The organism is Pseudomonas sp. S1_G07, assembly GCF_054668565.1.
In genome coordinates this window covers 2,872,551-2,899,068 of record NZ_CP162778.1, presented here as the reverse complement: position 1 = coordinate 2,899,068, position 26,518 = coordinate 2,872,551, and the positions used below count along the sequence as shown (strand labels likewise).

Below are 26,518 nucleotides of genomic sequence, written 5' to 3'. Positions count from 1 at the left end.
GCAGCCACCCTTAGTAAGTCCGAATCTTCGGTTCAAACGTCGGAACCGTTTTCGGCGAGAAGTTCACGGCACGCTTGGTTACGCGCTTGTCACCCGGGAAGTACAGGGTGTGGCACAACCAGTTCTCGTCGTCGCGGTCTTCAAAGTCTTCACGAGCGTGAGCACCACGGGATTCCTTGCGAACCTCGGCGGCGATCGCCGTCGCTTCAGCCACTTCCAACAGGTTCTGCAGCTCAAGGGCTTCGATACGAGCGGTGTTGAACGCCTGGCTCTTATCGTTGATCTTGACGTTGGCGATGCGCTTGCGCAGGTCGGCCAGCTGGGCAATCCCCTTCTGCATGTATTCGCCGGTACGGAATACACCGAAGTAGTTCTGCATGCAGTTTTGCAGCTCGCGACGCAGGGTTGCCACGTCTTCGCCATCGGTACGCTCGTTCAGGGCGTTCAGGCGCGCCAGGGCAGCCTCGATGTTGGCGTCGGTGGCGTCATCGTACTCGATGCCGTCGGACAGTGCTTTTTCCAGGTGCAGGCCAGCCGCGCGGCCGAATACCACCAGGTCGAGCAGCGAGTTGCCGCCCAGGCGGTTGGCACCGTGTACCGATACGCAAGCCACTTCACCTACCGCGAACAGACCATGGATGATCTCGTCCACGCCTTCGGCGTTCTGGGTGATCGCCTGGCCATGAATGTTGGTCGGAACACCGCCCATCATATAGTGGCAAGTCGGAACAACCGGAACCGGAGCAACCACCGGGTCAACGTGGGCAAAGGTCTTGGACAGCTCGCAGATACCAGGCAGGCGACTGTGCAGGACTTCTTCACCCAGGTGATCGAGCTTGAGCAGCACGTGATCGCCATTCGGGCCACAGCCGTTGCCGGCGATGATTTCTTTCACCATGGAACGGGCCACAACGTCACGACCGGCCAGGTCTTTCGCGTTCGGAGCATAACGCTCCATGAAACGCTCGCCGTGCTTGTTGATCAGGTAACCACCTTCACCACGGCAACCTTCGGTCACCAGTACACCGGCGCCGGCGATGCCGGTTGGGTGGAACTGCCACATTTCGATGTCCTGCACCGGCACGCCGGCACGCAGCGCCATGCCAACGCCGTCACCGGTGTTGATCAGGGCATTGGTGGTCGATGCATAGATACGACCCGCACCGCCCGTCGCCAGCACGGTAGCCTTGGCGCGGATGTAGGTGGTTTCACCGGTTTCGATACAGATGGCGATCACGCCGACGAATGCGCCGTCCTGGTTTTTGACCAGGTCAACCGCGTAGTACTCGTTCAGGAACGTGGTGCCGGCTTTCAGGTTGCCCTGATAAAGAGTGTGCAGCAGCGCGTGACCGGTACGGTCGGATGCCGCGCAGGTACGGGCAGCCTGGCCGCCCTTACCGTAATCCTTCGACTGACCGCCGAATGGACGCTGGTAGATACGGCCTTGCTCGGTACGCGAGAACGGCAGACCCATGTGGTCCAGCTCGAACACCGCGGCCGGGCCTTCCTGACACATGTATTCGATAGCGTCCTGGTCACCGATGTAGTCGGAACCCTTGACGGTATCGTACATGTGCCAGCGCCAGTCATCGTTCGGATCGGCGGAAGCGATGGCGCAGGTGATGCCACCCTGGGCCGATACGGTGTGGGAGCGCGTCGGGAACACTTTGGTGATCACGGCAGTCTTGTGACCACCCTGGGCCAGCTGCAGCGCGGCGCGCATGCCGGCACCGCCGCCACCAATAATGATGGCGTCGAAGGAAATAGTTGGAATGTTAGCCATGAATCAGATACCCCAAAGAATCTGCACACCCCAGACGAAGTAAGCGAACATCGCAACGCCGCATACTGCCTGGAAGAGGAAACGGACTGCGGTCGCGGGCTTGCCCAGCGCCATTGGCGTCAGGTAGTCGGTCGCGATGGTCCACATGCCGACCCAGGCGTGTGCGCCCAGGGCAACCAGGGCCAGCAGACTGAAGATTCGCATCGCATTGTGGGAAAACAGGCCATGCCACTGCTCATAGCCGATGCCCGGGTTTGCGACGAGGTATCCGATCAGGAAAATGAAATAAGCCGCGAGAACGACCGCAGACACACGCTGTGCCATCCAGTCATAGAGGCCCGAACGCGACAGATTCGTTACGCTGGTTACCATATCCAAACTCCTGCCAGAACGATCAGCACCAGGGAAATGGCGATGATGATTTTCGAGCCCAGGCGGCCGCCTTCCAGCGTCTCACCGATGCCCATATCCATGATCAAGTGGCGCACACCGGCTACCAGGTGATACAGCAGAGCGGACAGGAGGCCCCATGCTACGAACTTGGCCAGCGGGCTGGTCAAGCATGCCTTCACCTCGGCGTAACCTTCCTCGGAACCCAGGGATTTGCTCAATGCATAAAGCATGATGCCCAAGCCCAGGAACAGGATGATGCCGGAAACACGGTGCAGGAACGACGTAACGCCGGTGATGGGGAGTTTGATGGTCCTTAGGTCTAGGTTTACAGGTCGTTGGCTATTCACGGCTTTTTTTCACACTGAAGAGCCCCTAACAATCAGGGCAAAGTTGTTGGGGAGTGCGACTGGTCAGGTAAGCACCACCCAGGGAGTGCGACCCCCAATGAAAGCAAGCCCAAAAGCCCTTGGCGGTCGGTGGCCGAGTATAGACAGTTAGGCTACTAATGACAACGCGCGCACCTCACCCTAATAGCGGATTGCGCTGGCGGGATAAAAGGCGTAAATGGCCGATAATTTCGAGGAAAAAGTCCGCTTAATGCCTTCTGGAGCAAGACTTTAGGCAAATTGACATCTGAATTTATCTCACTATAGTGGTGCGGGCCCTGCGTGGGGGGTCTGTCTGATGATTTGAAGCATAAATAGGAGGCCACATGGCTGACAAAAAAGCGCAGTTGATCATCGAGGGCGCAGCCCCCGTCGAGCTGCCCATTTTAACCGGCACCGTTGGTCCCGATGTTATCGACGTACGGGGCCTGACGGCCACGGGCCGTTTCACTTTCGACCCAGGCTTCATGTCGACCGCCTCTTGCGAGTCGAAGATCACCTATATCGACGGCGACAATGGCATTCTGCTTCACCGCGGCTACCCGATCGAGCAACTGGCTGAAAAATCGGACTACCTGGAAACCTGCTACCTGCTGCTAAATGGCGAATTGCCAACAGCCGAGCAAAAAGCCCAGTTCGTCAGCACTGTCAAGAATCACACCATGGTCCATGAGCAGTTGAAGACCTTCTTCAACGGCTTCCGTCGCGACGCCCACCCGATGGCCGTCATGTGCGGCGTGGTCGGCGCCCTGTCGGCCTTCTATCACGACTCCCTCGACATCAATAACCCGCAGCATCGCGAAATCTCCGCGATCCGCCTGGTTGCCAAGATGCCGACCCTGGCCGCAATGGTTTACAAGTACTCCATGGGCCAGCCCATGATGTACCCGCGCAACGACCTGACGTACGCGGAAAACTTCCTGCACATGATGTTCAACACCCCGTGCGAGATCAAACCGATCAGCCCGGTGCTCGCCAAGGCCATGGACCGGATCTTCATCCTCCATGCCGACCACGAGCAGAACGCCTCGACGTCCACCGTGCGCCTGGCGGGCTCTTCGGGCGCCAACCCGTTCGCCTGTATTGCCGCCGGTATCGCCGCACTGTGGGGCCCTGCCCATGGCGGTGCGAACGAAGCCGTATTGACCATGCTCGATGAAATCGGCGATGTCTCGAACATCGACACGTTCATCGCCAAGGCCAAGGACAAGAACGATCCGTTCAAGCTGATGGGCTTTGGTCACCGGGTCTACAAGAACCGCGACCCGCGCGCCACGGTCATGAAGCAGACCTGCGACGAAGTGTTGAAGGAACTGGGCATCAAGAACGATCCGCAACTCGAACTGGCCATGCGCCTGGAAGAGATCGCCCTGACCGACCCGTACTTCATCGAACGCTCGCTGTACCCGAACGTCGACTTCTACTCGGGGATCATCCTCAAGGCGATCGGCATTCCAACCAGCATGTTCACCGTGATCTTCGCCCTGGCGCGGACCGTGGGCTGGATCTCCCACTGGAAAGAAATGCTCTCCAGCCCGTACAAGATTGGCCGCCCGCGCCAGCTGTACACCGGCTACGAGTCGCGTGACATTACCAAGCTGGAAGATCGGCACTAAATCCCAGCCAAATAAAACGGCCTCTTGATGAGGCCGTTTTTTTTGGCTGGGATTTGGTGAGCTGCAAGCTATAAGCCGCAAGCCGCAAGCCGCAAGCCGCAAGCAAAAAAAATACCCCTGCATCTCTACAGGGGTATCTCTCTACACAGCACTGCTTCTAACTTGCAGCTTGTAGCTTGCAGCTTGCAACTACCTCAATGACTCACCGCCCCACTCGCCCCCAGGCCAGTCTGCGAACGCACGAACTGCGGGAAGTACAGCGCACGTTCTTTCACTGCCGCCGCCGACTTGTCGGTGATGGAGAAGAACCAGATGCCGATGAACGCGATGATCATCGAGAACAGCGCCGGGTATTCGTACGGGAAGATCGCTTTTTCGTGATGCAGGATCGAGACCCAGATGGTCGGGCCCAGCACCATCAGGCCCACGGCACTGACCAGGCCCAGCCAGCCGCCAATCATCGCGCCACGAGTGGTGAGGTTTTTCCAGTACATGGAAAGCAGCAGTACCGGGAAGTTACAGCTGGCGGCAATGGAGAACGCCAGGCCGACCATGAACGCGATGTTCTGGCTTTCGAACAGGATGCCCAGACCAATCGCCAGCACCGCCAGGGCGATGGTAGTGATCTTCGACACGCGAATCTCATCCTTATCGTTGGCCTTGCCTTTCTTGATCACGCTGGCGTACAGGTCATGGGACACCGCCGAAGCACCGGCCAGGGTCAAACCGGCAACCACTGCCAGGATGGTGGCAAACGCCACAGCCGAGATGAAGCCCAGGAAGATACTGCCACCCACCGCGTTGGCCAGGTGCACCGCCGCCATGTTGTTACCGCCGAGCAAGGCGCCTGCGGCATCCTTGAACATCGGGTTGGTGCTGACCAGCAGGATCGCGCCGAAGCCGATGATAAAGGTCAGGATATAGAAGTAGCCGATGAAGCCAGTGGCATACAGCACGCTCTTACGCGCTTCCTTGGCGTCGCTTACGGTGAAGAAGCGCATCAGGATGTGCGGCAGGCCGGCGGTACCGAACATCAGCGCCAGGCCAAGGGAGAATGCCGAGATCGGATCTTTCACCAGGCCGCCCGGGCTCATGATCGCTTCACCTTTAGGGTGAACCTTGATCGCCTCGGAGAACAGCATGTTGAAGTCGAAGTTGACGTGCTTCATCACCATCAGCGCCATGAACGAAGCACCGGACAGCAACAGCACCGCCTTGATGATCTGCACCCAGGTGGTCGCCAGCATGCCGCCGAACAGCACGTACATGCACATCAGGATCCCGACCAGGATCACTGCCACGTGGTAGTCCAGGCCGAACAGCAACTGGATCAACTTACCCGCGCCCACCATCTGCGCAATCAGGTAGAAGGCTACCACTACCAGCGAGCCACAGGCCGACAGGCTGCGGATCTGGGTTTGCCCCAGGCGGTAGGACGCCACGTCGGCAAAGGTGTACTTGCCCAGGTTACGCAGGCGCTCGGCAATCAGGAACAGAATGATCGGCCAGCCCACCAGGAAGCCGATCGAGTAGATCAGGCCGTCGTAGCCGGAGGTGAACACCAGCGCGGAAATCCCCAGGAAGGATGCAGCCGACATATAGTCGCCGGCAATCGCCAGGCCGTTCTGGAAGCCGGTGATCTTGCCACCCGCGGCGTAGTAGTCAGCCGCCGACTTGTTGCGCTTGGAAGCCCAGTAGGTGATGCACAGGGTGGCACCGACGAATGCGACGAACATCACGATGGCCGAGACGTTCAGCGGTTGCTTTTGCACTTCGCCGGTCAATGCGTCCGCCGCCCAAACGGCAGGAGCAAAAAGCGAAGCGCCGAATACAGCCAGTAGACGACGGATCATTGCGCAGCCTCCTTGAGAATCGCATTGTTCAGATCGTCAAACTCGCCATTGGCGCGACGCACGTAGATGCCGGTCAGTACAAAGGCGGACACAATCAACCCGACACCCAGTGGAATACCCCAGGTAATCGACGAACCGGGGCTGATCTTGGCCCCCAGTATTTGCGGCCCGTAGGCAATCAGCAGGATGAATCCGGAGTACAGCCCAAGCATGATCGCCGAGAGAATCCAGGCGAACCTTTCCCTTTTTCTCACCAGCTCCTTGAAGCGCGGGCTGTTTTGAATCGAGAGGTAAATGCTGTCGTTCATTGTTTTTATCCTCGCAGCACAGCTTTTTTATTATTGGAACATGGCCACTGTATGCGGCTGCGGAACAGGTTCCAGACGACCTTAGTAGTAGAGGAGTGTAGCGAGGGTTCAGAGAGGCACAGAAACAATTGCAGGAGCGAGCTTGCTCGCGAAGATCGTCAACGATAACGCGCTCATTCAGGATGAACGCGTTACCTTTGGGTTCTTCGCGAGCAAGCTCGCTCCTACAGTTTTATCGCGGGTTATTTAGCGGTCCACTCGGCCACGCGCTCAGGGTGCTTGGCAACCCAATCCTTGGCCGCTGCGTCAGGCTTGGCGCCCTCCTGGATGGCGAGCATGACTTCACCGATTTCGTCCTTGGAGGCCCACTGGAATTTCTTCAGGAAGGCCGCGACTTCCGGCGCTTTCTTCTCCAGGCCCTTGCTGCCGATGCTGTTGACGGTCTCAGCAGCGCCATAAATCCCTTTTGGATCGTCCAGGAAGCGCAGTTTCCACTTGGCGAACATCCAGTGTGGCACCCAACCGGTGACCGCAATGGATTCCTGCTTGTCTTCTGCACGGGTCAGTTCGGCGATCATCGCGGCGCCCGAGCTGGCCTGCAGTTTGTAGTCCAGGCCATAGGCCTTGATCGCTTCGTCGGTCTTGAGCATCACGCCTGAACCGGCGTCGATACCGACGATTTTGTTCTTGAAGGTCGTGTCGGTCTTGAGGTCTTCGATGGACTTGGCCTTGACGTACTCCGGCACGATCAAGCCGATCTTGGCATCCTTGAAGTTGGGGCCGTAGTCGACCACCTTGTCCTTGTTCTTGGTCCAGTATTCGCCGTGGGTCACGGGCAGCCAGGCGGAGAGCATGGCATCGAGTTTGCCGGTGGCGACGCCCTGCCACATGATCCCGGTGGCGACCGCTTGCAGTTTCACGTCATAACCGAGTTTTTGCTTGATCACTTCTGCCGCCACGTGAGTGGTGGCCACACTGTCAGACCAGCCATCCACGTAGCCGATGCTCAGGGTTTTGCTGTCGGCACTGGCCAGTGTGGAGCTCATCGCAACTACCAGAGTGGCAGCTGCGCCCAAGAGTCGTCGCATCTTCATCATACTTCCCCGAAAGTGCTGCGCCCGACGGATGCCGAGCGACGTCAACCTGTTGTTATGTGGTGCACCGCGCCCCCTTCACGCGCATCGATCCGGTGGCTACAACATCAGTGGAGTGCTGACGCTTCGATGATCAACCTGCCGGCGCCATCGACCTGCTCTGTCAGCGACCTCATGCAAGCAAGAAACGACATCACATCGCCAGCAGGACGATTTGTAGGACATCGCCGCACAATCCCGCTCGAACTTTGCATGTCAAAATTATGCGAGCCCACTGGGAAGGGGTAAATCCGGGTAAGATGCGCGCCTTTGCTCCCCAGATAAGCCGACCATGCCTGCGACTGCCCGCTTCCCTGCCCTGCCCTATATCTTCGCTCTGATCCTTGGCCTGCTTGCCCTTGTCGGCTATTGGTATGGCCTCGGCCGATCGGTGGTGTTGCCGGATGTCGCCAGTGCCAGCCACAAACTGCAATGTGCCTCCTACACGCCGTTCGACAAGGACCAGTCGCCCTTCGACCAGCCTTTCAAGCTGCGCCCCGAGCGCATGGACGCTGACCTGGCGTTGCTGGCCACCCGCTTTGAATGTATTCGCACCTACTCGATGACCGGCCTGGAAGCCTTGCCCGACCTGGCGCGCAAGCATGGCCTGAAGCTGATGATCGGCGCCTGGGTCAGCAGCGACCCGGTAGCGACCGAAAAAGAAGTCGACCTGTTGATCGCCTCAGCCAACGCAAACCCCGATGTGGTGACCTCGGTGATCGTAGGCAACGAAACCCTGCTGCGCAAGGAAGTCACCGCCACGCAACTGGTGCGGCTGATTCATAAAGTCAAAAGCCAGATCAAGCAGCCGGTGACCTATGCGGATGTCTGGGAGTTTTGGCTGCAACACCCGGAAATCGCCCCGGCGGTGGATTTCCTCACCATCCACCTGTTGCCGTACTGGGAAGACGACCCTTCGGGCATCGACCAGGCCCTCAAGCATGTGGGCGATGTGCGCCAGACCTTCGGTAACAAATTCGCGCCCAAGGACGTGCTGATCGGCGAAACCGGCTGGCCCAGCGAAGGCCGCCAGCGCGAAACCGCGGTGCCGAGCCGGGTCAACGAGGCCAAGTTCATGCGTGGGTTTGTGGCCATGGCCGAAGCCAATGGCTGGCACTACAACCTGATCGAAGCCTTTGACCAGCCGTGGAAACGCGCCAGTGAAGGTGCCGTGGGCGGTTACTGGGGCCTGTTCGATGCTGATCGCCAGGACAAGGGCATCCTCGCCGGGCCGGTGACCGATGTGCCGCACTGGCCGCTGTGGCTGGGCGTGGGCGGGATCATCCTGCTGGGGACGTTGGTGCTCGGTGGTCGGGTTCACACTGCTCGCACGGCGATGGTCCTGCCACTGCTGGGCGCGGTGGCGGCGTGCTCGATCGGCACCTGGGCCGAACTGACCCGCGTGACTGCGCGCTTTAATGGTGAATGGGTGTGGGCCGGCCTGCTGCTGGTACTGAACCTGCTGGTGCTGGCCCATGCCGCCCTGGCCTTGAGTCGCCGGGAAGCCTGGCGCGAACGTGCCTTCAACTGGCTGGAGCAACGTGCGGGCTGGCTGGTGGCAATTGCTGGGTTCGCCGGGGCGGTGATGATGCTGGCGCTGGTATTTGACCCGCGCTACCGCAGCTTCCCAAGCGCGGCACTGGTGCTGCCGGCCTTGGTGTACCTGGTGCGCCCAGTGACTGGACCACGTCGGGAGCTTGCGTTGCTGACCTTCATCATCGGTGCCGGCATTGCGCCGCAACTGTATCGCGAAGGTCTGTTGAACCAGCAGGCGTGGGGTTGGGCGGTGGTCAGCCTGCTTCTGGTTGCAGCCCTGTGGCGTTGTTTGCGCGTGCGCAAGGCTTAAGACCGCTATCGCAGGCAAGCCAGCTCCTACATTTGACCGTGTGAGCCCGATCAAGAACGTGAGAGCTGGCTTGCCTGCGAGGAGGCGTGGTCAGGCGCCCCGAGGTTTCCTGACCAACCGCAACCCCGCAATCACCAACGCAAACACCGCAAACGTAGTGTTGTACAACGCCAGTGCCGGCAGTCCGAACACCAGCCCCAGCACTGCCAAGCCCCACCCCGCGCGCCCCGGCACAAAAAACGCCAGCGCCGAAATGATCAACGCCGCCCAGCCCAGCACCTGGAAGTGAATCATCAACCCCAGGTTGCCACGCAACTGGCACTCCCAGCGACTGGCCTCATCCACGCAAATGCCCACCCAGCGGCCATCCTCCATGAAACCGTAGCGTGCGCCGTAACTGGCGGCTAACCATAAAGGCAGGGCAATAAGCAGCAGGACCAGCGGCAAACGGCGGGACATGGAGCACTCCAATAGATAAAAACGGCGCTCAGCTTAATGCTCCGGCGGCCGTTAGCAAGGTACATACACACAATTAGTGTTCACCAACTCGTGGCAAAGTGTATCGTCTGGCGACTATTACCCCGATTCCGACGTTTTTTTCCGACTTTTCGTGCCGAGAGCTGGCACTTCGGTGGCAACGCGGTGGTCATAGCCTGCGAACTTCATTAAGCACGTTTCCTCTTAGGGATTAAGTCATGCTCCGTTCCTTGCGCTGTGCTGCCTTACTGGGCAGCCTTTTTTTGAGTGCGTCAGCACTGGCGGTCGATATTGACCAGGCCAGCTATGGCTACCCTTTGACCAACCCGTTCGAAGCGACCATCGCCACCACTCCGCCCGACCTTCGGCCGACCTTGCCGACCAATGACGAGATCAACCAATCCGATTACACGCTGAACATGCGCCCCGAGCGCGAGTTCAGCCTGCCGGACAACTTCTGGGCGGTGAAGAAACTCACCTACCGCATCGCCAAGCAGGATCGCGCCGCGCCACTGATCTTTCTGATCGCCGGCACCGGTGCGCGGTTTGACAGCAGCATCAACGAATACCTGAAAAAGCTCTACTACAAGGCCGGCTACCACGTGGTGCAACTGTCGTCGCCCACCAGCTTCGACTTCATCAGCGCCGCCTCGCGCTTCGCCACCCCGGGTATCACCCAGGAAGACGCCGAAGACATGTACCGCGTGATGCAAGCCGTGCGCGCGCAGAACGCCTCGCTGCCGGTGACTGACTTCTACCTCACCGGCTACAGCCTTGGCGCGCTGGATGCGGCGTTTGTGAGCAAGCTCGACGAAACCCGCCGCAGCTTCAACTTCAAGAAAGTGTTGCTGCTCAACCCGCCAGTCAACCTCTACACCTCGATCACCAACCTCGACAAGCTGGTACAGACCGAGGTCAAGGGCATCAACAACACCACCACCTTTTATGAGCTGGTGTTGAACAAGCTGACTCGCTACTTCCAGCAAAAGGGCTACATCGACCTCAACGACGCCCTGCTCTACGACTTCCAGAACTCCAAGCAGCACCTGACCAACGAACAGATGGCCATGCTGATCGGCACCTCGTTCCGCTTCTCGGCGGCCGACATCGCCTTCACCTCGGACCTGATCAACCGCCGCGGCCTGATCATTCCGCCGAAGTACCCGATTACCGAAGGTACCAGCCTCACGCCGTTCCTCAAGCGTGCCCTGCAATGCGACTTCGACTGCTACCTCACCGAGCAGGTGATCCCGATGTGGCGCGCCCGTACCGACGGCGGCAGCCTGTTGCAACTGGTCGACCAGGTCAGCCTGTACGCCCTCAAGGACTACCTGCACACGAGCCCGAAGATTGCCGTCATGCACAATGCCGATGACGTCATCCTCGGCCCTGGCGACCTCGGCTTCCTGCGTAAAACCTTCGGCGACCGCCTGACGGTCTACCCACTGGGCGGCCATTGCGGCAACCTCAATTACCGCGTCAACGCCGACGCCATGCTGGAGTTCTTCCGTGGCTAAATATCTTCTGCTGCTCGCCGCCCTGATGTGCGCCGGCGTGGCCAATGCCGACAACAGCAAGGCCCACGGGCCGAACACGGTCGACGCCGATGGCTTCAAGGAGCCGTTGAGCAAACTCAAGTTCAACCCGGGCCTGGACCAGCGCGAGTTCGAGCGTTCGTCGCTGACCGCACTCAACGTCTACGACCCGCTGGAGTCGTGGAACCGCCGCGTATACCACTTCAACTATCGCTTCGACCAATGGGTGTTCCTGCCGGTGGTCAACGGCTACACCTACGTCACTCCAAGCTTCCTGCGTACTGGCGTGAGCAACTTCTTCAACAACCTGGGGGATGTGCCCAACCTGTTGAACAGCCTGCTGCAGCTCAAGGGCCACCGCTCCCTGGAAACCACCGGTCGCCTGCTGGTCAACACCACCATCGGCATCGCCGGCCTGTGGGACCCGGCCACCGCGATGGGCCTGCCGCGCCAGAGCGAGGACTTCGGCCAGACCCTGGGCTTCTATGGCGTACCCGGCGGCGCCTATCTGGTGCTGCCGGTCTTCGGCCCATCGAACCTGCGTGACACCACCGGCTTGGTGGTGGACTACACCGCCGAATCCCAGATCAACTTCCTGAACGTCTCCGAAGTCAGCTCCAACCACCCGGAAATCTGGGCCTTGCGCGCGGTCGACAAGCGCTACCAGACCAGCTTCCGCTACGGTCAGATGAACTCGCCGTTCGAGTATGAGAAGGTGCGGTATATCTATACCGAATCGCGCAAGTTGCAGATTGCCGAGTAAACGACGCCCACAAAAAAGGCCATTTGAATGGCCTTTTTTTGTGCCTGCGGTTTCAGGCCCGCAGGTGTTTCCAAACCTTGCCAACGACACTGACCACCGCCAGCACAACGCCCCCCGCAATAATCCCCGCCACCGCATTGAGCAAGGTCGGCATCAACCACGCCATCGCACCTGCGCTTTGGCTCACTGATTCAATCCAGTGATGCACCACCGGTACGCCGTGAGTGAGGATGCCACCACCCACCATGAACATCGCTGCCGTGCCGATCACCGACAGACTCTTCATCATGTACGGCGCCGCGCGCAAGATGCCGCCGCCGATACTGCGCGCCACCTGACCCGGCTTTTGCGTGAGCCACAGGCCCAGGTCATCCAGCTTGACGATACCGGCCACCAGCCCATAAACGCCCGCCGTCATGACAATGGCGATACCCGACAGCACGATCACCTGCTGCATCAGTTGCGCATCGGCCACGATCCCGAGGGTAATGGCGATGATTTCCGCCGAGAGGATGAAGTCGGTGCGGATCGCGCCTTTGATCTTGTCCTTTTCGAACGCCACCAGATCGGTCGCCGGGTCGGCCACGGCTTCGACCAAGTGCGCATGTTCGGCCTGGTCTTCGGCCTTGCTGTGCAGGAATTTGTGCGCGAGCTTTTCAAAGCCCTCGAAGCACAGATAAGCGCCACCGAGCATCAACAGCGGTGTCACCGCCCAAGGGGCGAAGGCGCTGATCAACAGTGCCGTTGGCACCAGGATCAGCTTATTGACGAATGAGCCCTTGGCCACCGCCCACACCACGGGAATTTCCCGCTCGGCGCGCACACCGGAGACTTGCTGGGCATTGAGCGCCAGGTCATCGCCCAGCACGCCGGAGGTTTTCTTCGCGGCCACTTTTGTCATCAGGGCGACGTCATCGAGTACCGCGGCGATATCGTCGATCAATACCAACAAGCTGCTTCCTGCCATGAATCGGGCATCCGTAAGAGAGAGATGGCGCGAGCATAACGCGGTGTAACGCTTTACGGGCACATTGTTGAGGCTCGCGGATAGCCGGTGCTACCATGCGCCACCGCCGGTCTTGGCAAGGAAGTTCCTGGTTTATGAGCAGCATTCGCGAGCGCAACAAAGAAAAAATCCTGCGGGCGGCCAGCGAGGAGTTTGCCGACAAGGGCTTCGCCGCGACCAAAACCAGCGACATCGCCGCCAAGGCCGGGCTGCCCAAGCCCAACGTCTATTACTACTTCAAGTCCAAGGACAACCTCTACCGGGAGGTGCTCGAAAGCATTATCGAGCCGATCCTGGCCGCTTCCACGCCGTTCAACCCCGAGGGCGAACCTGCGGCGGTGCTGAGCAACTACATCCGCTCGAAAATCCGCATCTCTCGCGACCTGCCGTTCGCCTCCAAGGTCTTCGCCAGCGAAATCATGCACGGCGCCCCGCACTTGAGCGCCGAGCAGGTCGAACAGCTCAACGCCCAGGCCAGGCACAACATCGATTGCATCCAGAGCTGGGTGGACCGCGGCCTGATTGCCGCCATTGATCCCAATCACCTGATGTTCAGCATCTGGGCAGCGACCCAGACGTATGCCGATTTCGACTGGCAGATCTCGGCGGTGACGGGTAAAGCCAAGCTGGATGAAGCCGATTATGAAGCGGCGGCGCAGACGATTATCCGGTTGGTGCTCAAGGGGTGTGAGCCGGACTGATAGACCGGGCGCCAGTGCAATTGGCGAGCAAGCGCCAGACACACAATGTATAAACACCGCAGATCCAATGTGGGAGCGGGCTTGCTCGCGAAATTGCCCTCCCAGACACATCCTGCCAAAAGCCTGCCGATCAGTCCCTGCCCCCCAGATCTAGCCTCTCAGAACATCCCCTGCAGAGAGGCCAAGGAATGCCTGAACCCGCCGCTTCACATCGCCTGCGAATCGGAAGATACAGCGAGCCGAGCCGCATTTACCTGATCACAACCAACACCCACGAGCGGGTGCCGATATTCAGTGACTTCCACTTGGGGCGCTTGGTGGTCTGGCAATTGAGACTCGCCCAGTATCAAGGGCTGGCGAACTCCCTGGCATGGGTCATCATGCCCGACCATTTTCATTGGTTGGTCGAATTGCAAAAAGGTTCGCTGGGCGACTTGATGTGCCAAGTGAAATCCAAGAGCACTCGTAGCGTAAACGGTATTACAGGCCGCAGAGGCCGATTGTGGCAAACCAGCTTTCATGACCGGACGCTGCGCAAGGAGGACGATCTGGTGAAGATGGCCAGGTATGTAGTGACCAATCCACTCAGGGCAGGACTGGTTAAGCGGATCGGCGACTATCCGTTGTGGGATGCGGTTTGGGTATAGAGCCAAGACCGTGGTGCCTCTTTCGCGAGCAAGCCCGCTCCCACATTTGACCGGTGTTCGACAGGTAAACAAGGTCGAAGGTGGGAGCGGGCTTGCTCGCGAAGGGGCCCTGCCACTCAGCACAGAATCAAGCAGCCACCCCCGCATCCGCCCGCAGCCCCACCCCCTCGATCGCCGTGATCGCACACTGCTCATCAATGTCCGAAGTATCCCCGCTGATCCCGATCGCCCCCAGTACCGCCCCTGCCTGATCCCGAATCAACACCCCACCCGGCGCCGGCACGACGCTGCCCTGCCCCAGGCTGTTCAACGCCGCAATAAACGCCGGTCGCTGCTGCGCATCCAGCGCCAGCAAGCGTGAGCCCTTGCCCAGGGCTATCGCGCCCCAGGCCTTGCCGATGGCGATGTGCGGGCGCAGCAGACTGGCACCGTCTTCGCGTTGCAGGGTGATCAAGTGGCCGCCGCTGTCGAGCACGGCAATGGTCAGCGGCGCAGCCGCGATGGTGCGCCCGGCGTTGAGGGCCTGGCTGGCCAGTTGAGTGGCGAGTTTCAAGGTTAAAGCGCTCATGGGGCCGTCCTTCTTTTGTTATTGGGAAAGCGGTGGCGGTCTCTTGGATCAGATGCCATATCAAACAAATAGAACACAATTATATTAGTTTTTGTATACAATATTTTCATACACATTCTCCATACTTCGAAAAAATCCGTTCAAACGAACGAAAAAGCCACTTTATAAAATGCATTGACCTGCGACGCTCGCCATGAATACACTTTGAAAAAATACAACTTGTATACAATTACAAAACGAAAGAGGCACAAAACAATGAGCAAAATGAGAGCAATCGAAGCCGCTGTCCTCGTCATGCGCCGTGAAGGCGTGGACACCGCCTTCGGCATCCCAGGTGCCGCGATCAACCCGCTGTACTCAGCCCTGCAGAAGGTGGGCGGCATTGATCACGTCCTTGCTCGCCACGTTGAAGGTGCCTCGCATATGGCCGAGGGTTACACCCGCACCAAGGCCGGCAATATCGGCGTGTGCATCGGCACCTCGGGCCCGGCGGGCACCGACATGGTCACCGGCCTGTACAGCGCCTCGGCCGACTCGATCCCGATCCTGTGCATCACCGGGCAAGCGCCCCGCGCACGCCTGCACAAGGAAGACTTCCAGGCAGTGGACATCACCAGCATCGTCAAGCCGGTGACCAAGTGGGCGACCACCGTGCTCGAACCCGGCCAAGTGCCCTATGCCTTCCAGAAAGCCTTCTATGAAATGCGTTCCGGCCGCCCGGGCCCGGTGCTGATCGACCTGCCATTCGACGTGCAGATGGCCGAGATCGAATTCGACATTGACGCCTACCAGCCACTGCCGCTGGCCAAACCACGGGCGACACGCATCCAGGTGGAAAAGGCCCTGGCCCTGCTTGACCAGGCCGAACGCCCGCTGTTGGTCAGCGGCGGTGGTGTGATCAATGCCGACGCCAGCGACCTGCTGGTGGAGTTTGCCGAGCTGACCGGCATTCCGGTGATCCCGACCCTGATGGGCTGGGGCACCCTCCCCGACGATCACCCGCTGATGGTGGGCATGGTCGGCCTGCAAACCTCGCACCGTTATGGCAACGCGACGCTGCTCAAGTCGGACGTGGTGCTGGGCATCGGTAACCGTTGGGCCAACCGCCATACCGGTTCGGTGGAGGTGTACACCGAGGGGCGCAGGTTCATTCACGTCGACATCGAGCCGACGCAGATTGGCCGCGTATTCACCCCGGACCTGGGCATCGTTTCCGACGCCGGCTGCGCGCTGACGATGTTCATCGAAGTGGCCCGCGAGTGGAAAGCCGCAGGCAAGCTCAAGGACCGCAGCGCCTGGCTGCATGACTGCCAGCAGCGCAAAGCCACCCTGCAGCGCAAGACCCATTTCGACAACGTGCCGGTCAAGCCGCAACGGGTGTACGAAGAGATGAACCAGGTGTTCGGCAAAGACACCTGCTACGTCAGCACCATCGGCCTGTCGCAGATTGCCGGCGCGCAGTTCCTGCATGTGTACAAGCCACGCCACTGGATCAACTGCGGCCAGGCCGGCCCGTTGGGCTGGACCATTCCCGCCGCGCTCGGTGTGGTCAAGGCCGACCCGAGCCGCAAAGTGGTGGCACTGTCCGGCGACTATGACTTCCAGTTCATGATCGAAGAGCTGGCCGTGGGCGCGCAATTCAAGCTGCCGTACATCCACGTGGTGGTGAACAATTCCTACCTGGGGTTAATCCGCCAGGCCCAGCGCGGGTTTGAAATGGACTACTGCGTGCAGCTTTCTTTCGACAACCTCAATGCGCCGGAACTCAACGGCTATGGCGTGGACCATGTTGCCGTCGCCGAGGGTTTGGGTTGCAAGGCTCTGCGCGTGTTTGAGCCGGGGCAGATCCAGCCCGCCTTGCGCAAGGCCCAGACAATGATCGAAGAATTCAAAGTGCCGGTGATCGTTGAGATTATCCTGGAGCGCGTGACCAATATTTCCATGGGCACCGAGATCAACGCCGTCAACGAATTCGAAGACCTGGCCCTGGTCGGCAACGATGCGCCGACTGCCATATCCCTGCTCGATTAAGGAGAACCCTATGCCGCGCTTTGCCGCCAACCTGTCCATGCTGTTTACCGAGCAGGATTTTCTCGCTCGCTTCGAAGCCGCTGCCGATGCCGGCTTCCAGGGTGTCGAGTACCTGTTCCCCTACGAATTCAGCTCGGCTGAAATCAAGGCCCAGCTCGACGCCCATGGCCTGACCCAGGTGCTGTTCAACCTGCCCGCCGGCGACTGGGCCAAGGGCGAACGGGGCCTGGCGTGCCATCCGGACCGGGTCGAGGAATTCCGTGCCGGGGTCACGTTGGCTATCGCCTACGCCCAGGTGCTGGGCAATACCCAGATCAACTGCCTGGCGGGTATTCGGCCGCAGGGCGTTGACGATGAAACCCTGGAACAGACCTTCGTCGCCAACCTCAAGTACGCCGCCGACAAGCTGCAAGCGGTGGGCATCAAGCTGGTGATGGAGGCGATCAACACCCGCGACATCCCTGGCTTCTACCTGAACAACACCGCCCAGGCCCTGTCGATTCGCGAGCAGGTGGGCAGTGACAATCTGTTCCTGCAATACGACATCTATCACATGCAAATCATGGAAGGTGACCTGGCCCGCACGCTGGCCACGCACCTGGGCGAAATCAACCACATTCAACTGGCCGACAACCCTGGGCGCCATGAGCCGGGCACCGGTGAGATCAACTACCGCTTCCTGTTCGAGCATTTGGACCGCATTGGCTACCAGGGTTGGGTCGGCTGTGAGTACAAGCCGTTGACCACCACCGAAGCGGGTCTTGGCTGGCTCAACACCCTGTGGGAGGGGGCTCGCTCCCGATAGCTGTCTTTCATTGAGCAGGTGTGTCGACTGATGCACGGCTATCGGGAGCGAGCTCCCTCGCACCTTGGATCTGCAGTGTTTGGTAGACCGCGCACTACCCAATAACAAGAGGATGTTCATCATGGCTAAAATCGGATTTATCGGCACCGGCATCATGGGCCAACCCATGGCCGCAAACCTGCAGAAAGCAGGTCACCAACTGTTTCTCTCCGAACACCACGGCAAGGCCCCGGCTGAACTGCTCAGCGCCGGCGCCGTGGCCCTGGCCACCCCGCAACAGGTGGCCCAGGAAGCCGAGTTCATCATCGTCATGGTGCCCGACACCCCACAGGTCGAGGACGTGCTGTTCCGCGCCGATGGTGTGGCCGCCGGCCTGTCACCGAACAAGGTGGTGATCGACATGAGTTCGATCTCGCCCACGGCCACCAAGGCGTTTGCGGCGAAGATCAACCAGCACGGCGCGCAGTACCTCGACGCGCCGGTTTCCGGCGGTGAAGTCGGCGCCAAGGCCGGCACCTTGAGCATCATGGTCGGTGGCGAGCCGCAGACGTTCGAACGCGCCCTGGCGCTGTTGCAGAGCATGGGCAAGAACATCACGTTGGTGGGTGGCAATGGCGACGGCCAGACCGCCAAGGTCGCCAACCAGATCATCGTCGCGCTGAATATCCAGGCGGTGGCCGAAGCGCTGCTGTTCGCCGCAAAAAACGGCGCCGACCCGGCCAAGGTGCGTGAAGCGCTGATGGGTGGCTTTGCTTCGTCGAAGATCCTGGAAGTGCATGGCGAACGCATGATCAAGGGCACTTTCGATCCGGGCTTTCGTATCAATCTGCACCAGAAGGATCTGAACCTGGCACTGGCCGGTGCCAAGGAGCTGGGGATCAACCTGCCGAACACCGCCGGCACCCAGCAAGTGTTCAGCACCTGCACGGCAATTGGCGGCGGTAACTGGGACCACTCGGCGCTGATCAAGGGCCTGGAGCATATGGCGAACTTTTCGATTCGCGATAAGTGACATACACCGCTACTACCTTTGAAACTTGATGCATCCCTGATAACAAGAATCCCCCGGGAGCCCGCTTATGTCGGTCGATCCGCAACACCTGCTTCGCGAGCTGTTTGCCACAGCCATCGACGCCGCCCACCCCCGGCAAGTCCTTGAACCCAACCTGCCCGCCGACCGCAGCGGCCGGGTGATCGTGATCGGCGCAGGCAAGGCGGCGGCCGCCATGGCGCTGGTGGTGGAAAACTGCTGGCAGGGTGACGTCTCGGGCCTGGTGGTGACCCGCTACGGCCACGGCGCGCCGTGCCAGAAAATCGAGGTGGTCGAAGCCGCCCACCCGGTCCCCGATGCCGCCGGCCTGGCGGTGGCCAAGCGCGTGCTGGCACTGATCAGCAACCTGAGCGAAGACGACCGCGTGATCTTCCTGCTCTCCGGCGGTGGCTCGGCGTTGCTGGCCCTGCCCGCCGAAGGCATCAGCCTGGCCGACAAGCAGGCCATCAACAAAGCGCTGCTCACATCCGGCGCGACCATTGGCGAGATGAACTGCGTGCGCAAGCACCTGTCGGCGATCAAGGGCGGCCGACTGGCCAAGGCGGCATGGCCGGCGACGGTGTACACCTACGCGATTTCCGATGTGCCGGGCGACCAGGCCACGGTGATTGCCTCAGGCCCCACTGTCGGCGACCCGAGCACCTCGCAACAGGCGCTGGCGATCCTCAAGCGGTATGGCATCGACGCCCCGGCCTCCGTGCGCAGCTGGTTGCAGAACCCCGCCTCGGAAACCGTCAAGCCCGGCGACCCGTCACTCGCCCGCAGTCACTTCCAATTGATCGCGCGCCCGCAGCAATCCCTGGAAGCGGTGGCGGTCACAGCGCGTCAGGCCGGCTTCAGCCCGTTGATCCTCGGCGACCTGGAAGGCGAAGCGCGCGAGGTGGCCAAGGTGCACGCCGGTATCGCGCGGCAGATCGTGCAGCACGGCCAGCCGCTGGCGCCGCCGTGCGTGATCCTCTCCGGGGGGGAGACCACTGTCACCGTGCGTGGCCATGGCCGTGGCGGGCGCAATGCCGAGTTCCTGCTGAGCCTCACCGACAGCCTCAAGGGCCTGCCCGGCGTCTACGCCCTGGCCGGTGACACCGACGGCATCGACGGCTCAGAGGACAACGCCGGCGCGATCATGACCCCAAGCAGCCATGCCCGTGCCGAAGCCCTGGGCCTGAGCGCCAGCAATGAGCTGGATAACAACAACGGCTACGGCTATTTCGCAGCGCTCGACGGTTTGATCATCACCGAGCCGACCCGTACCAACGTCAACGATTTGCGCGCCATTCTGATCCTTGGGGCGGCCAACCATGACGCCTGACAACAAGGTCAAGATCCTCGCCTGCCGGCGGGTGCTCGCCAGCCGTAGGAGGCTTCAGAAACCGCGCATGGACAGCCCCTTCGAATCCCCCTAGGCTTGCTCGATATTCGATTCAGGCGGAATTTATGGACAGCAACAACGACTGGCGCCAGCGGCTCTACGTCATGGTTTTCCAAAGCGATACCGTCGCCGGGCGACGGTTTGACGGCATCCTGCTGTTGATCATCCTCGCCAGCCTGGTGATCGTGATGCTCGACAGCATCGACCAGGTGCACCAGAACTACGCGGATGTGCTGGCCTACATTGAATGGGGCTTCACGCTGATCTTCGCCATTGAGTACGGCTTGCGCCTGTACTGCTCGCCCAAGCCGTTGCGCTATGCCTTCAGCTTTTACGGGCTGGTGGACCTGCTCGCCATCGTGCCCGGCATCCTCGCCCTGTATTACAGCGATGCACAGTATCTGCTGATCATCCGTATCATTCGGATGCTGCGGATTTTCCGCGTGCTCAAGCTCAGCCCATACCTCAAGCAAGCCAACTACCTGATGGCGGCGCTGCGCGGCAGCAAGCAGAAGATCGTGGTGTTCCTGGTCAGTGTGTGCACGCTGGTGACGGTGTTCGGCACCTTGATGTACGTGATCGAAGGCCCGGAGCATGGCTTTACCAGCATCCCCAAGGGGATCTACTGGGCCATCGTCACCCTGACCACCGTGGGCTTTGGCGATATCGTGCCCAAGACCCCGCTGGGCCAGGTGATCTCGTCGTTGGTGATGATCACCGGTTACTCGATCATCGCCGTGCCCACCGGGATTTTCACCGCCGAACTGGCCAGCGCCATGCGCGGTGAGCAACTGCAAACCGACTGCCCGGTGTGCAAGAAGAACAGCCATGAGCCCAACGCGGCGTTCTGTTCGCGCTGTGGCAGCAATCTTTTTAAGAAAATGGAATAAGCAAAGTACTTTTTAATCTTTAAACGACTATGGCGCCCCGGCTATAGTCGTTGGCAAATGGCCTTACCCCTTCTCTCGAACAACAAGGAATGAGCAGTGAAAAAACTCGTTAGCGCCTCTCTCCTGGCCGCCGGCCTGGCCCTGGCGGGCGCCGTGCAAGCTGCCCCGGTCACTCTGCTCAACGTCTCCTACGACGTGATGCGCGATTTCTACAAGGACTACAACGCCGCCTTCCAGAAACACTGGGAAGCCGAGCATCCGAACGACAAGCTGACCCTGCAGATGTCCTTCGGCGGTTCCAGCAAACAAGCGCGTTCGGTGATCGACGGCCTGCCGGCGGATGTGATCACCATGAACATGGCCACCGACATCAACGCCCTGGTCGACAATGGCAAATTGGTGCCGGACAACTGGGTCACCCGCCTGCCGAACAACAGCGCACCGTTCACCTCCGCCACCGTGTTCATCGTGCGCAAGGGCAACCCCAAGGCCCTGAAAGACTGGCCAGACCTGCTCAAAGACGGCGTGCAAGTGATCGTGCCCAACCCGAAAACCTCGGGTAACGGCCGCTACACCTACCTGTCGGCCTGGGGCTATGTGCTGAAGAACGGTGGTGATGAAGAGAAGGCCAAGGCTTTTGTCGGCAAGCTGTTCAAGCAAGCGCCAGTGCTGGACACCGGCGGCCGTGCCGCCACCACCACCTTCATGACCAACCAGATCGGCGACGTGCTGGTGACCTTTGAAAACGAAGCGGAAATGATCGCCCGTGAATTCGGCCGTGATCAGTTCGAAGTGGTCTACCCAAGCGTCTCCGCCGAAGCCGAGCCGCCGGTGTCGGTGGTCGACAAAGTGGTCGAGAAGAAAGGCACCCGCGTGGCCGCAGAAGACTACCTGAAGTACCTGTGGTCGCCGCAGGGCCAGGAAATCGCCGCCAACAACTACCTGCGCCCACGTGATCCGGAGGTGCTGGCCAAGTACACCGACCGCTTCCCTAAGGTCGACTTCCTGTCGGTGGAGAAGACCTTTGGTGACTGGCGCACAGTGCAGAAGACCCACTTCAATGATGGTGGCGTTTTCGACCAGATCTACACCGGGCAGTAACTGAACAAACGCGATAAAAAATGTGGGAGGGGGCTCGCCCCCTCCCACATTGGTTTTGTAGTTGGTGTTACATCGGCGGTGTCACGCCATCCTTGCCGGCCGAGATGGCTTGGGCAGTGATTTTCCCATCCGCCCCCTGCGCTGCAAATAGCACCACCTTCACCCCCGGCTTGAGCAAGCTGCGATCCCCCGGTTCCAGGTTGACGATGGGCACGTCCTGCGGCACCACGATCTTCTGTTCGCCGCCCTTGTACTTGACCGTCAACGTCCGCCCGTTGCTGACCACCAGGTCGCCAACGGTGCCATTGGTCATGCTGCTGCCTTCTTTCAGATCAAACGCACGATGCCCGTCCCCCGTGCCGGCCATGGCCGGTGGGAACACATGCACTTCCAGGGCCGTCAGGGTGCCCTCCGCGTTGGGCATGGCAGCCGAGCCGATGTAGCTGCCAGGCTTGATTTCATCGATCCGGGCCAGGGTGACGGCGCGCACCTGAGTCGCGTTGGTAAGGTGCACGGTGACCTCTTCACCGCTGTTGACCCTGACGTGCAGGGCGTCGCCGTCGATCGCCGTGATGGCGCCGCGCACACCGACGCGCGGCGCCTCGGCAGCATTGGCCAGCCCCAATGCCATCGCGGCGGCCAGGGTGGAAGCCAGGAGCATCTTGTTCAACGTGATCTTCATCGCAATGGATTTCCTGTTTCGGCAGTTGGGGCTGACTGTATCATTGCCCTTCGCGCAGAAAGTTAACGATTCACTCATCATTACCGGGCATGAGTGTTATCACTGCCAGAGGCCTACCCCGGCTACGCTGTTGTCTTTAGGCTCGCCTCACTTTCCTTCGTCTTTATGAGAACACCATGAACGCTACCTCCCACGCTACAACCACCATGACCCGAGGCATGGTGATGCTGTTTGCGTTTTGCTGCGGCGCCATCGTTGCCAACCTCTACTACGCCCAACCAATCATCGAACTCATCGCGCCAGACATCGGCCTTACGCCTGCGATAGCCAGCCTGATCGTGTCACTGACACAGATCGGCTATGCCCTGGGCCTGTTCTTCCTGGTGCCGTTGGGCGACCTGCTGGAAAACCGCAAGCTGATGCTCTTGACCACCGTGGTCGCCATCGCCAGCCTGCTGGGCGCGGCATTCACCGAACAGCCGAACCTGTTCCTGCTGGTGTCGTTGCTGATCGGCTTCAGTTCGGTGTCGGTGCAGATCCTGATCCCGCTGGCCGCGCACCTGGCCCCCGCCGAGTCCCGTGGCCGGGTGGTGGGCAGCATCATGGGCGGCCTGTTGCTGGGCATTCTGCTGGCACGGCCGGTGTCCAGCGTGGTGGCGGACCATTTCGGCTGGCGGGCGATGTTCATGGCCGCCGCCGCATTGATGGCGTTTATCAGCGTGGTACTGATGCTGACCATCCCCAAGCGCCAACCGGATCACTCGGCCAGCTATGGTCAACTGCTGCGCTCCCTCGGCACCTTGCTGCGCACACAACCGCTGCTGCGCCAACGCGCCTTTTACCAAGGCTGCATGTTCGCCACCTTCAGTCTGTTCTGGACCGCCGCCCCGCTGGAGCTGGTGCGCAACCACGGCCTGAGCCAAACCCAAATCGCGATCTTCGCCCTCGTCGGTGCCATTGGCGCCATCGCCGCGCCGATTTCCGGGCGCCTGGCCGATGCCGGCCACACCCACCGCGCTTCGCTGCTGGCGATGCTGTTCGCGGCGCTGAGCTTCCTGCCGGCCTTCGTGCACCCGCTGTACAGCGTGATCGGCCTGGCGGTGACCGGCGTGGTGCTGGACTTCTGCGTGCAAATGAACATGGTGCTTGGCCAACGGGCGATCTACGCCCTCGACGCCAACAGCCGCAGCCGCCTGAACGCGCTGTACATGACCAGCATCTTTATCGGCGGCGCCTTCGGCTCGGCGATTGCCAGCAGTGTGTATGAGCACGGCGGCTGGCTGGGGGTGATGCTGGTGGGCGGCGCGTTCCCGCTGGTGGCGTTGTTGCGGTTTATCAGTGCCTCGCGTCAGGCCTCGGTGGCCATCGCTTGAGTGATAGGCTCACGTCTGGTTTTTCCTGCGGGCGCCTGGCCGGACGATGATGTCAGCAGGTTCAGCAACTGCGAGAAAACCGTTAGCAGGGTGCTGGCAAACATTTGGATCAAGCCGGCGGGGTCTTCCAGCGTCTTATCCGGCAACGGAGCGGGACCCGGTGTCGGGGAAGGTGAAGGTGTCGGCACAGGCGCGGGCTGGACTTCAGGCGCCTGGCCGCCCCAACGCACATCGGCTGACTTGATCTCTCCCTGGCTCCTGATCAACAGGTCCGCGTTGCCCGTTCCCCTAAGGTCAATGGCCAGGCTTGAGCGCCCGGTACTGGCATCATGCTTGAGCACCGCCTCCCCGGCTCGTCCAGTGAAGCGAGCTGTAAATACCAGGGCGCGTACCCCCGCTTCCTTCAGGGCTCCCGACACGTCGATCTTATCGGTACCGCTGGTGAAGTCCTCAATCATGTCAGGCTTGTCCGGCGTGGAGTCACTGGCCTTGTCATACACAAAAGTGTCCGCACCGCTGCCACCCCTGAGGGTATCGGCCCCTCCACCCCCTTGAGCCGATTAGCGGCCTCGTTCCCCGCCAGAGTGTCCCGGCCGGAGCCGCCAATCGCGTTTTCAATCGTGCAGCCCTTGGCAATGGATACATTGCCCTTCAGCCCGCCGACGTCAGAAAACGATTCGGCGTTCAGGTTGATGTTCTGGTCCTGGGCAAAACCGGAGAAATCCAGGGTGTCGACACCGCCGCCGTCCCACACACAGAAGACGGGTTTGTCCGTGGTGTTGTTGAGGCTCAACGCCTCGCGCTCGGTATTGGAGTTGAAGCCATACGTGGTGTCGGTGTTACGGGTTTGATGGTTGGCACCGTACAGGCGTTGCGCCGCAGCGATGTCGTCCATCATCGGCGCGGACGGATTCTGCCCCTTGAAGTCGTGAGCCCGCTGATTCTTCTCCGACCAATAACTCATCACCGTGCGCGCCTTTGTATCCTCGGCATAGGCCGCACCGCTGCGGTAATCGACATCGCCCCGGCCGTAGTTTCCCGGATGATGCAGGCCGATGGCGTGACCGATCTCATGAACGGCAGTCACCGAAAAGTGGCTGCCCAATGCCGGGGATCGGCTTTCTCCCAGCGTGCCAATAGTGGCCGAGGTGTTGGCAGTAGAACGGCCGGGAAATGTGGCGACGCCCCGTTCGCCGCGTGGGTTGTTGCGGATGTTGAGCGTGCCGTCCGAACCGCCTGAGCGCTCGCGAAAATTGATATTGGCCACATCCTGCCAGGATTGCAGCGCCTGGCGGACGCGTTGCTGCTGCGGGTGAGTGAAACGGTTATCGACCGTGTAATGCACATCGACTTTCGAGTCGTCATTACGGTCGTGAAAACGCAGGTTGTCCCGCGTGAGTTGTTTGGCTGCCTGTTCCGTTGTGTAAGAGGGTTTATTGCCCGTGCCCGCACCAAACGGACCCGGGTCCGATATCGGCAGGAGATTAAGAGATCTAACACCGCGCAGGTCATAATTATTCATCGTGAGGCACCTTCAGTTTTAATAAAGAGAGCCGGCCACCGATCATCGGCCAACCGTTCCAGAAGTAAAACTCGCACGCTGAAAACTCTGATACCAACGTCGATTTGGTTCTAATCGCAACACCTGCATGCCGCGAAATACGACGCGGCACAATCAGGAATTCATTTGCAATTTAAACACTCGACAACACAAAGACTTGGGCAATACCTGATTGTTTTCACAAGAGAAAAACAAAAGCTAAAAAAGCTTTTTTTACTCAAGTACAGTATTTCCCTATCGATCAGGACATATTCATTAAACCTTCCTCAAGAGCGCACCAACTTCTCAAGCGCGGCATCCGCCAGAAATGACGAGCGGCTTTTGACCTTGTGCTCCCGCACGTATCGGTCGATGCGCTGGATGACATAGCCGGGCAAGGTCACGTTGACCTTCTCGGTCTTGCCCAGATAAGGCGAGATGTCCAACTCCAGCATGCCCCAGCCCATCCCGGCATAGTCTTCGAGCGCCTTGATCAATAGCCTGCTTTGCACCTCTGCCTCCTTGGCTCGGCCGAATAAAAGCAACCCTGGAGTTATCTTTACTCAAGCGCAGAATTGATCAGACAGACTGGCGGCTATTTACCGGATGTTCACAGTTCAACGTTCGTTACGCCGAGATCAACCCGGATTACACTCCACGC

General features: G+C 60.0%; 25 protein-coding genes and 1 pseudogene. 13 read left to right on the top strand and 13 right to left on the bottom strand.

Going from position 1 to position 26,518, the window contains the following annotated elements:
- Positions 1–10: 10 nt before the first annotated feature.
- Genes sdhA through sdhC form a run of 3 tightly spaced genes read right to left on the bottom strand, consistent with a single transcriptional unit; the run spans position 11 to position 2,523 of the window.
- Positions 11–1,783: a succinate dehydrogenase flavoprotein subunit gene (gene sdhA, locus AB4O05_RS13380; RefSeq protein ID WP_460137098.1), complete on the bottom strand. Its 1,773-nt coding sequence runs from the start codon at positions 1,781–1,783 to the stop codon at positions 11–13.
- A gap of 3 nt (positions 1,784–1,786) precedes the next feature.
- Positions 1,787–2,155, bottom strand: a complete 369-nt coding sequence (gene sdhD, locus AB4O05_RS13375) for a succinate dehydrogenase, hydrophobic membrane anchor protein (RefSeq protein ID WP_024074300.1) — start codon at positions 2,153–2,155, stop codon at positions 1,787–1,789.
- Entirely contained in the window at positions 2,149–2,523 is a 375-nt protein-coding gene (sdhC, locus tag AB4O05_RS13370) for a succinate dehydrogenase, cytochrome b556 subunit (protein WP_042570806.1), read from the bottom strand. The genes sdhD and sdhC overlap by 7 nt, the downstream gene beginning before the upstream one ends.
- 365 nt (positions 2,524–2,888) lie before the next feature.
- On the opposite strand from sdhC, the gene gltA reads away from it, so the two are divergent.
- A complete protein-coding gene (gene gltA / locus AB4O05_RS13365; protein ID WP_034137560.1) occupies positions 2,889–4,178 on the top strand; it encodes a citrate synthase in 1,290 nt (429 codons plus the stop codon).
- A 194-nt stretch (positions 4,179–4,372) separates the two neighbouring features.
- Here gltA and AB4O05_RS13360 read toward each other — a convergent pair whose 3' ends face one another.
- From AB4O05_RS13360 to AB4O05_RS13350, 3 genes are all read right to left on the bottom strand, one after another.
- On the bottom strand, positions 4,373–6,031 hold the full coding sequence (locus tag AB4O05_RS13360; protein ID WP_460137099.1) for a cation acetate symporter: 1,659 nt from the start codon (positions 6,029–6,031) through the stop codon (positions 4,373–4,375).
- The gene (locus tag AB4O05_RS13355) at positions 6,028–6,339 is read right to left on the bottom strand and encodes a DUF485 domain-containing protein (protein WP_460137100.1); all 312 of its coding nucleotides are present in this window, start codon (positions 6,337–6,339) and stop codon (positions 6,028–6,030) included. Before AB4O05_RS13355 ends, AB4O05_RS13360 begins: the two co-directional genes overlap by 4 nt.
- 242 nt (positions 6,340–6,581) lie before the next feature.
- Positions 6,582–7,433 (bottom strand): glycine betaine ABC transporter substrate-binding protein, encoded by an 852-nt coding sequence (locus AB4O05_RS13350; RefSeq protein ID WP_135287891.1) that lies wholly within the window; start codon positions 7,431–7,433, stop codon positions 6,582–6,584.
- A gap of 331 nt (positions 7,434–7,764) precedes the next feature.
- On the opposite strand from AB4O05_RS13350, the gene AB4O05_RS13345 reads away from it, so the two are divergent.
- Positions 7,765–9,318, top strand: coding sequence for a glycoside hydrolase family 17 protein (locus tag AB4O05_RS13345; RefSeq protein WP_460137101.1), 1,554 nt, complete (start codon positions 7,765–7,767; stop codon positions 9,316–9,318).
- Between the two features lie 90 nt (positions 9,319–9,408).
- Here the strand turns inward: AB4O05_RS13345 and AB4O05_RS13340 are convergent, their stop codons facing one another.
- Positions 9,409–9,777 carry a hypothetical protein gene (locus tag AB4O05_RS13340; protein ID WP_460137102.1) on the bottom strand — a complete coding sequence of 123 codons (369 nt, stop codon included), beginning with the start codon at positions 9,775–9,777 and terminating at the stop codon, positions 9,409–9,411.
- Positions 9,778–10,013: 236 nt separating this feature from the next.
- Between AB4O05_RS13340 and AB4O05_RS13335 the strand changes: the two genes are divergently transcribed.
- Both AB4O05_RS13335 and AB4O05_RS13330 read left to right on the top strand, forming a co-directional pair.
- Positions 10,014–11,312, top strand: a complete 1,299-nt coding sequence (locus AB4O05_RS13335) for a serine/threonine protein kinase (RefSeq protein ID WP_460137103.1) — start codon at positions 10,014–10,016, stop codon at positions 11,310–11,312.
- Positions 11,305–12,093 carry an MlaA family lipoprotein gene (locus tag AB4O05_RS13330; protein WP_460137104.1) on the top strand — a complete coding sequence of 263 codons (789 nt, stop codon included), beginning with the start codon at positions 11,305–11,307 and terminating at the stop codon, positions 12,091–12,093. The genes AB4O05_RS13335 and AB4O05_RS13330 overlap by 8 nt, the downstream gene beginning before the upstream one ends.
- A gap of 52 nt (positions 12,094–12,145) precedes the next feature.
- Here AB4O05_RS13330 and AB4O05_RS13325 read toward each other — a convergent pair whose 3' ends face one another.
- Positions 12,146–13,060 (bottom strand): DUF808 domain-containing protein, encoded by a 915-nt coding sequence (locus AB4O05_RS13325; protein WP_460164890.1) that lies wholly within the window; start codon positions 13,058–13,060, stop codon positions 12,146–12,148.
- A 134-nt stretch (positions 13,061–13,194) separates the two neighbouring features.
- Between AB4O05_RS13325 and AB4O05_RS13320 the strand changes: the two genes are divergently transcribed.
- Positions 13,195–13,800, top strand: coding sequence for a TetR/AcrR family transcriptional regulator (locus tag AB4O05_RS13320; protein WP_460137105.1), 606 nt, complete (start codon positions 13,195–13,197; stop codon positions 13,798–13,800).
- A gap of 188 nt (positions 13,801–13,988) precedes the next feature.
- The gene (locus tag AB4O05_RS13315; RefSeq protein ID WP_460137106.1) at positions 13,989–14,447 is read left to right on the top strand and encodes an REP-associated tyrosine transposase; all 459 of its coding nucleotides are present in this window, start codon (positions 13,989–13,991) and stop codon (positions 14,445–14,447) included.
- 127 nt (positions 14,448–14,574) lie between these two features.
- Here the strand turns inward: AB4O05_RS13315 and AB4O05_RS13310 are convergent, their stop codons facing one another.
- Positions 14,575–15,015, bottom strand: a complete 441-nt coding sequence (locus tag AB4O05_RS13310; RefSeq protein WP_460137107.1) for a GlcG/HbpS family heme-binding protein — start codon at positions 15,013–15,015, stop codon at positions 14,575–14,577.
- A gap of 255 nt (positions 15,016–15,270) precedes the next feature.
- On the opposite strand from AB4O05_RS13310, the gene gcl reads away from it, so the two are divergent.
- From gcl to AB4O05_RS13280, 6 genes are all read left to right on the top strand, one after another.
- A complete protein-coding gene (gene gcl, locus AB4O05_RS13305; RefSeq protein WP_460137108.1) occupies positions 15,271–17,046 on the top strand; it encodes a glyoxylate carboligase in 1,776 nt (591 codons plus the stop codon).
- Positions 17,047–17,056: 10 nt separating this feature from the next.
- The gene (hyi, locus tag AB4O05_RS13300) at positions 17,057–17,851 is read left to right on the top strand and encodes a hydroxypyruvate isomerase (protein WP_460137109.1); all 795 of its coding nucleotides are present in this window, start codon (positions 17,057–17,059) and stop codon (positions 17,849–17,851) included.
- A 121-nt stretch (positions 17,852–17,972) separates the two neighbouring features.
- The gene (locus tag AB4O05_RS13295; protein WP_460137110.1) at positions 17,973–18,863 is read left to right on the top strand and encodes a 2-hydroxy-3-oxopropionate reductase; all 891 of its coding nucleotides are present in this window, start codon (positions 17,973–17,975) and stop codon (positions 18,861–18,863) included.
- A 67-nt stretch (positions 18,864–18,930) separates the two neighbouring features.
- On the top strand, positions 18,931–20,211 hold the full coding sequence (locus tag AB4O05_RS13290; protein WP_460137111.1) for a glycerate kinase type-2 family protein: 1,281 nt from the start codon (positions 18,931–18,933) through the stop codon (positions 20,209–20,211).
- A 125-nt stretch (positions 20,212–20,336) separates the two neighbouring features.
- Complete coding sequence (locus AB4O05_RS13285) at positions 20,337–21,161, top strand: ion transporter (RefSeq protein WP_460137112.1); 825 nt, start codon at positions 20,337–20,339, stop codon at positions 21,159–21,161.
- 96 nt (positions 21,162–21,257) lie between these two features.
- Positions 21,258–22,262, top strand: a complete 1,005-nt coding sequence (locus AB4O05_RS13280) for a sulfate ABC transporter substrate-binding protein (RefSeq protein WP_460137113.1) — start codon at positions 21,258–21,260, stop codon at positions 22,260–22,262.
- A 67-nt stretch (positions 22,263–22,329) separates the two neighbouring features.
- Here AB4O05_RS13280 and AB4O05_RS13275 read toward each other — a convergent pair whose 3' ends face one another.
- A complete protein-coding gene (locus tag AB4O05_RS13275; RefSeq protein ID WP_460137114.1) occupies positions 22,330–22,944 on the bottom strand; it encodes a DUF5666 domain-containing protein in 615 nt (204 codons plus the stop codon).
- A gap of 176 nt (positions 22,945–23,120) precedes the next feature.
- Between AB4O05_RS13275 and AB4O05_RS13270 the strand changes: the two genes are divergently transcribed.
- Positions 23,121–24,317, top strand: a complete 1,197-nt coding sequence (locus AB4O05_RS13270) for an MFS transporter (protein ID WP_460137115.1) — start codon at positions 23,121–23,123, stop codon at positions 24,315–24,317.
- On the opposite strand, the gene AB4O05_RS13265 is transcribed toward AB4O05_RS13270, so the two are convergent.
- The 3 genes and pseudogenes from AB4O05_RS13265 to AB4O05_RS13255 all read right to left on the bottom strand — a co-directional run.
- On the bottom strand, positions 24,293–24,817 hold the full coding sequence (locus AB4O05_RS13265; protein WP_460164889.1) for a M10 family metallopeptidase C-terminal domain-containing protein: 525 nt from the start codon (positions 24,815–24,817) through the stop codon (positions 24,293–24,295). The genes AB4O05_RS13270 and AB4O05_RS13265 overlap by 25 nt on opposite strands.
- Positions 24,772–25,839, bottom strand: a complete 1,068-nt coding sequence (locus tag AB4O05_RS13260) for a M10 family metallopeptidase C-terminal domain-containing protein (protein ID WP_460137117.1) — start codon at positions 25,837–25,839, stop codon at positions 24,772–24,774. Before AB4O05_RS13260 ends, AB4O05_RS13265 begins: the two co-directional genes overlap by 46 nt.
- 305 nt (positions 25,840–26,144) lie before the next feature.
- A pseudogene (locus tag AB4O05_RS13255) lies at positions 26,145–26,336 on the bottom strand (type II toxin-antitoxin system HicB family antitoxin); the annotation flags it as partial.
- Positions 26,337–26,518 lie beyond the last annotated feature (182 nt).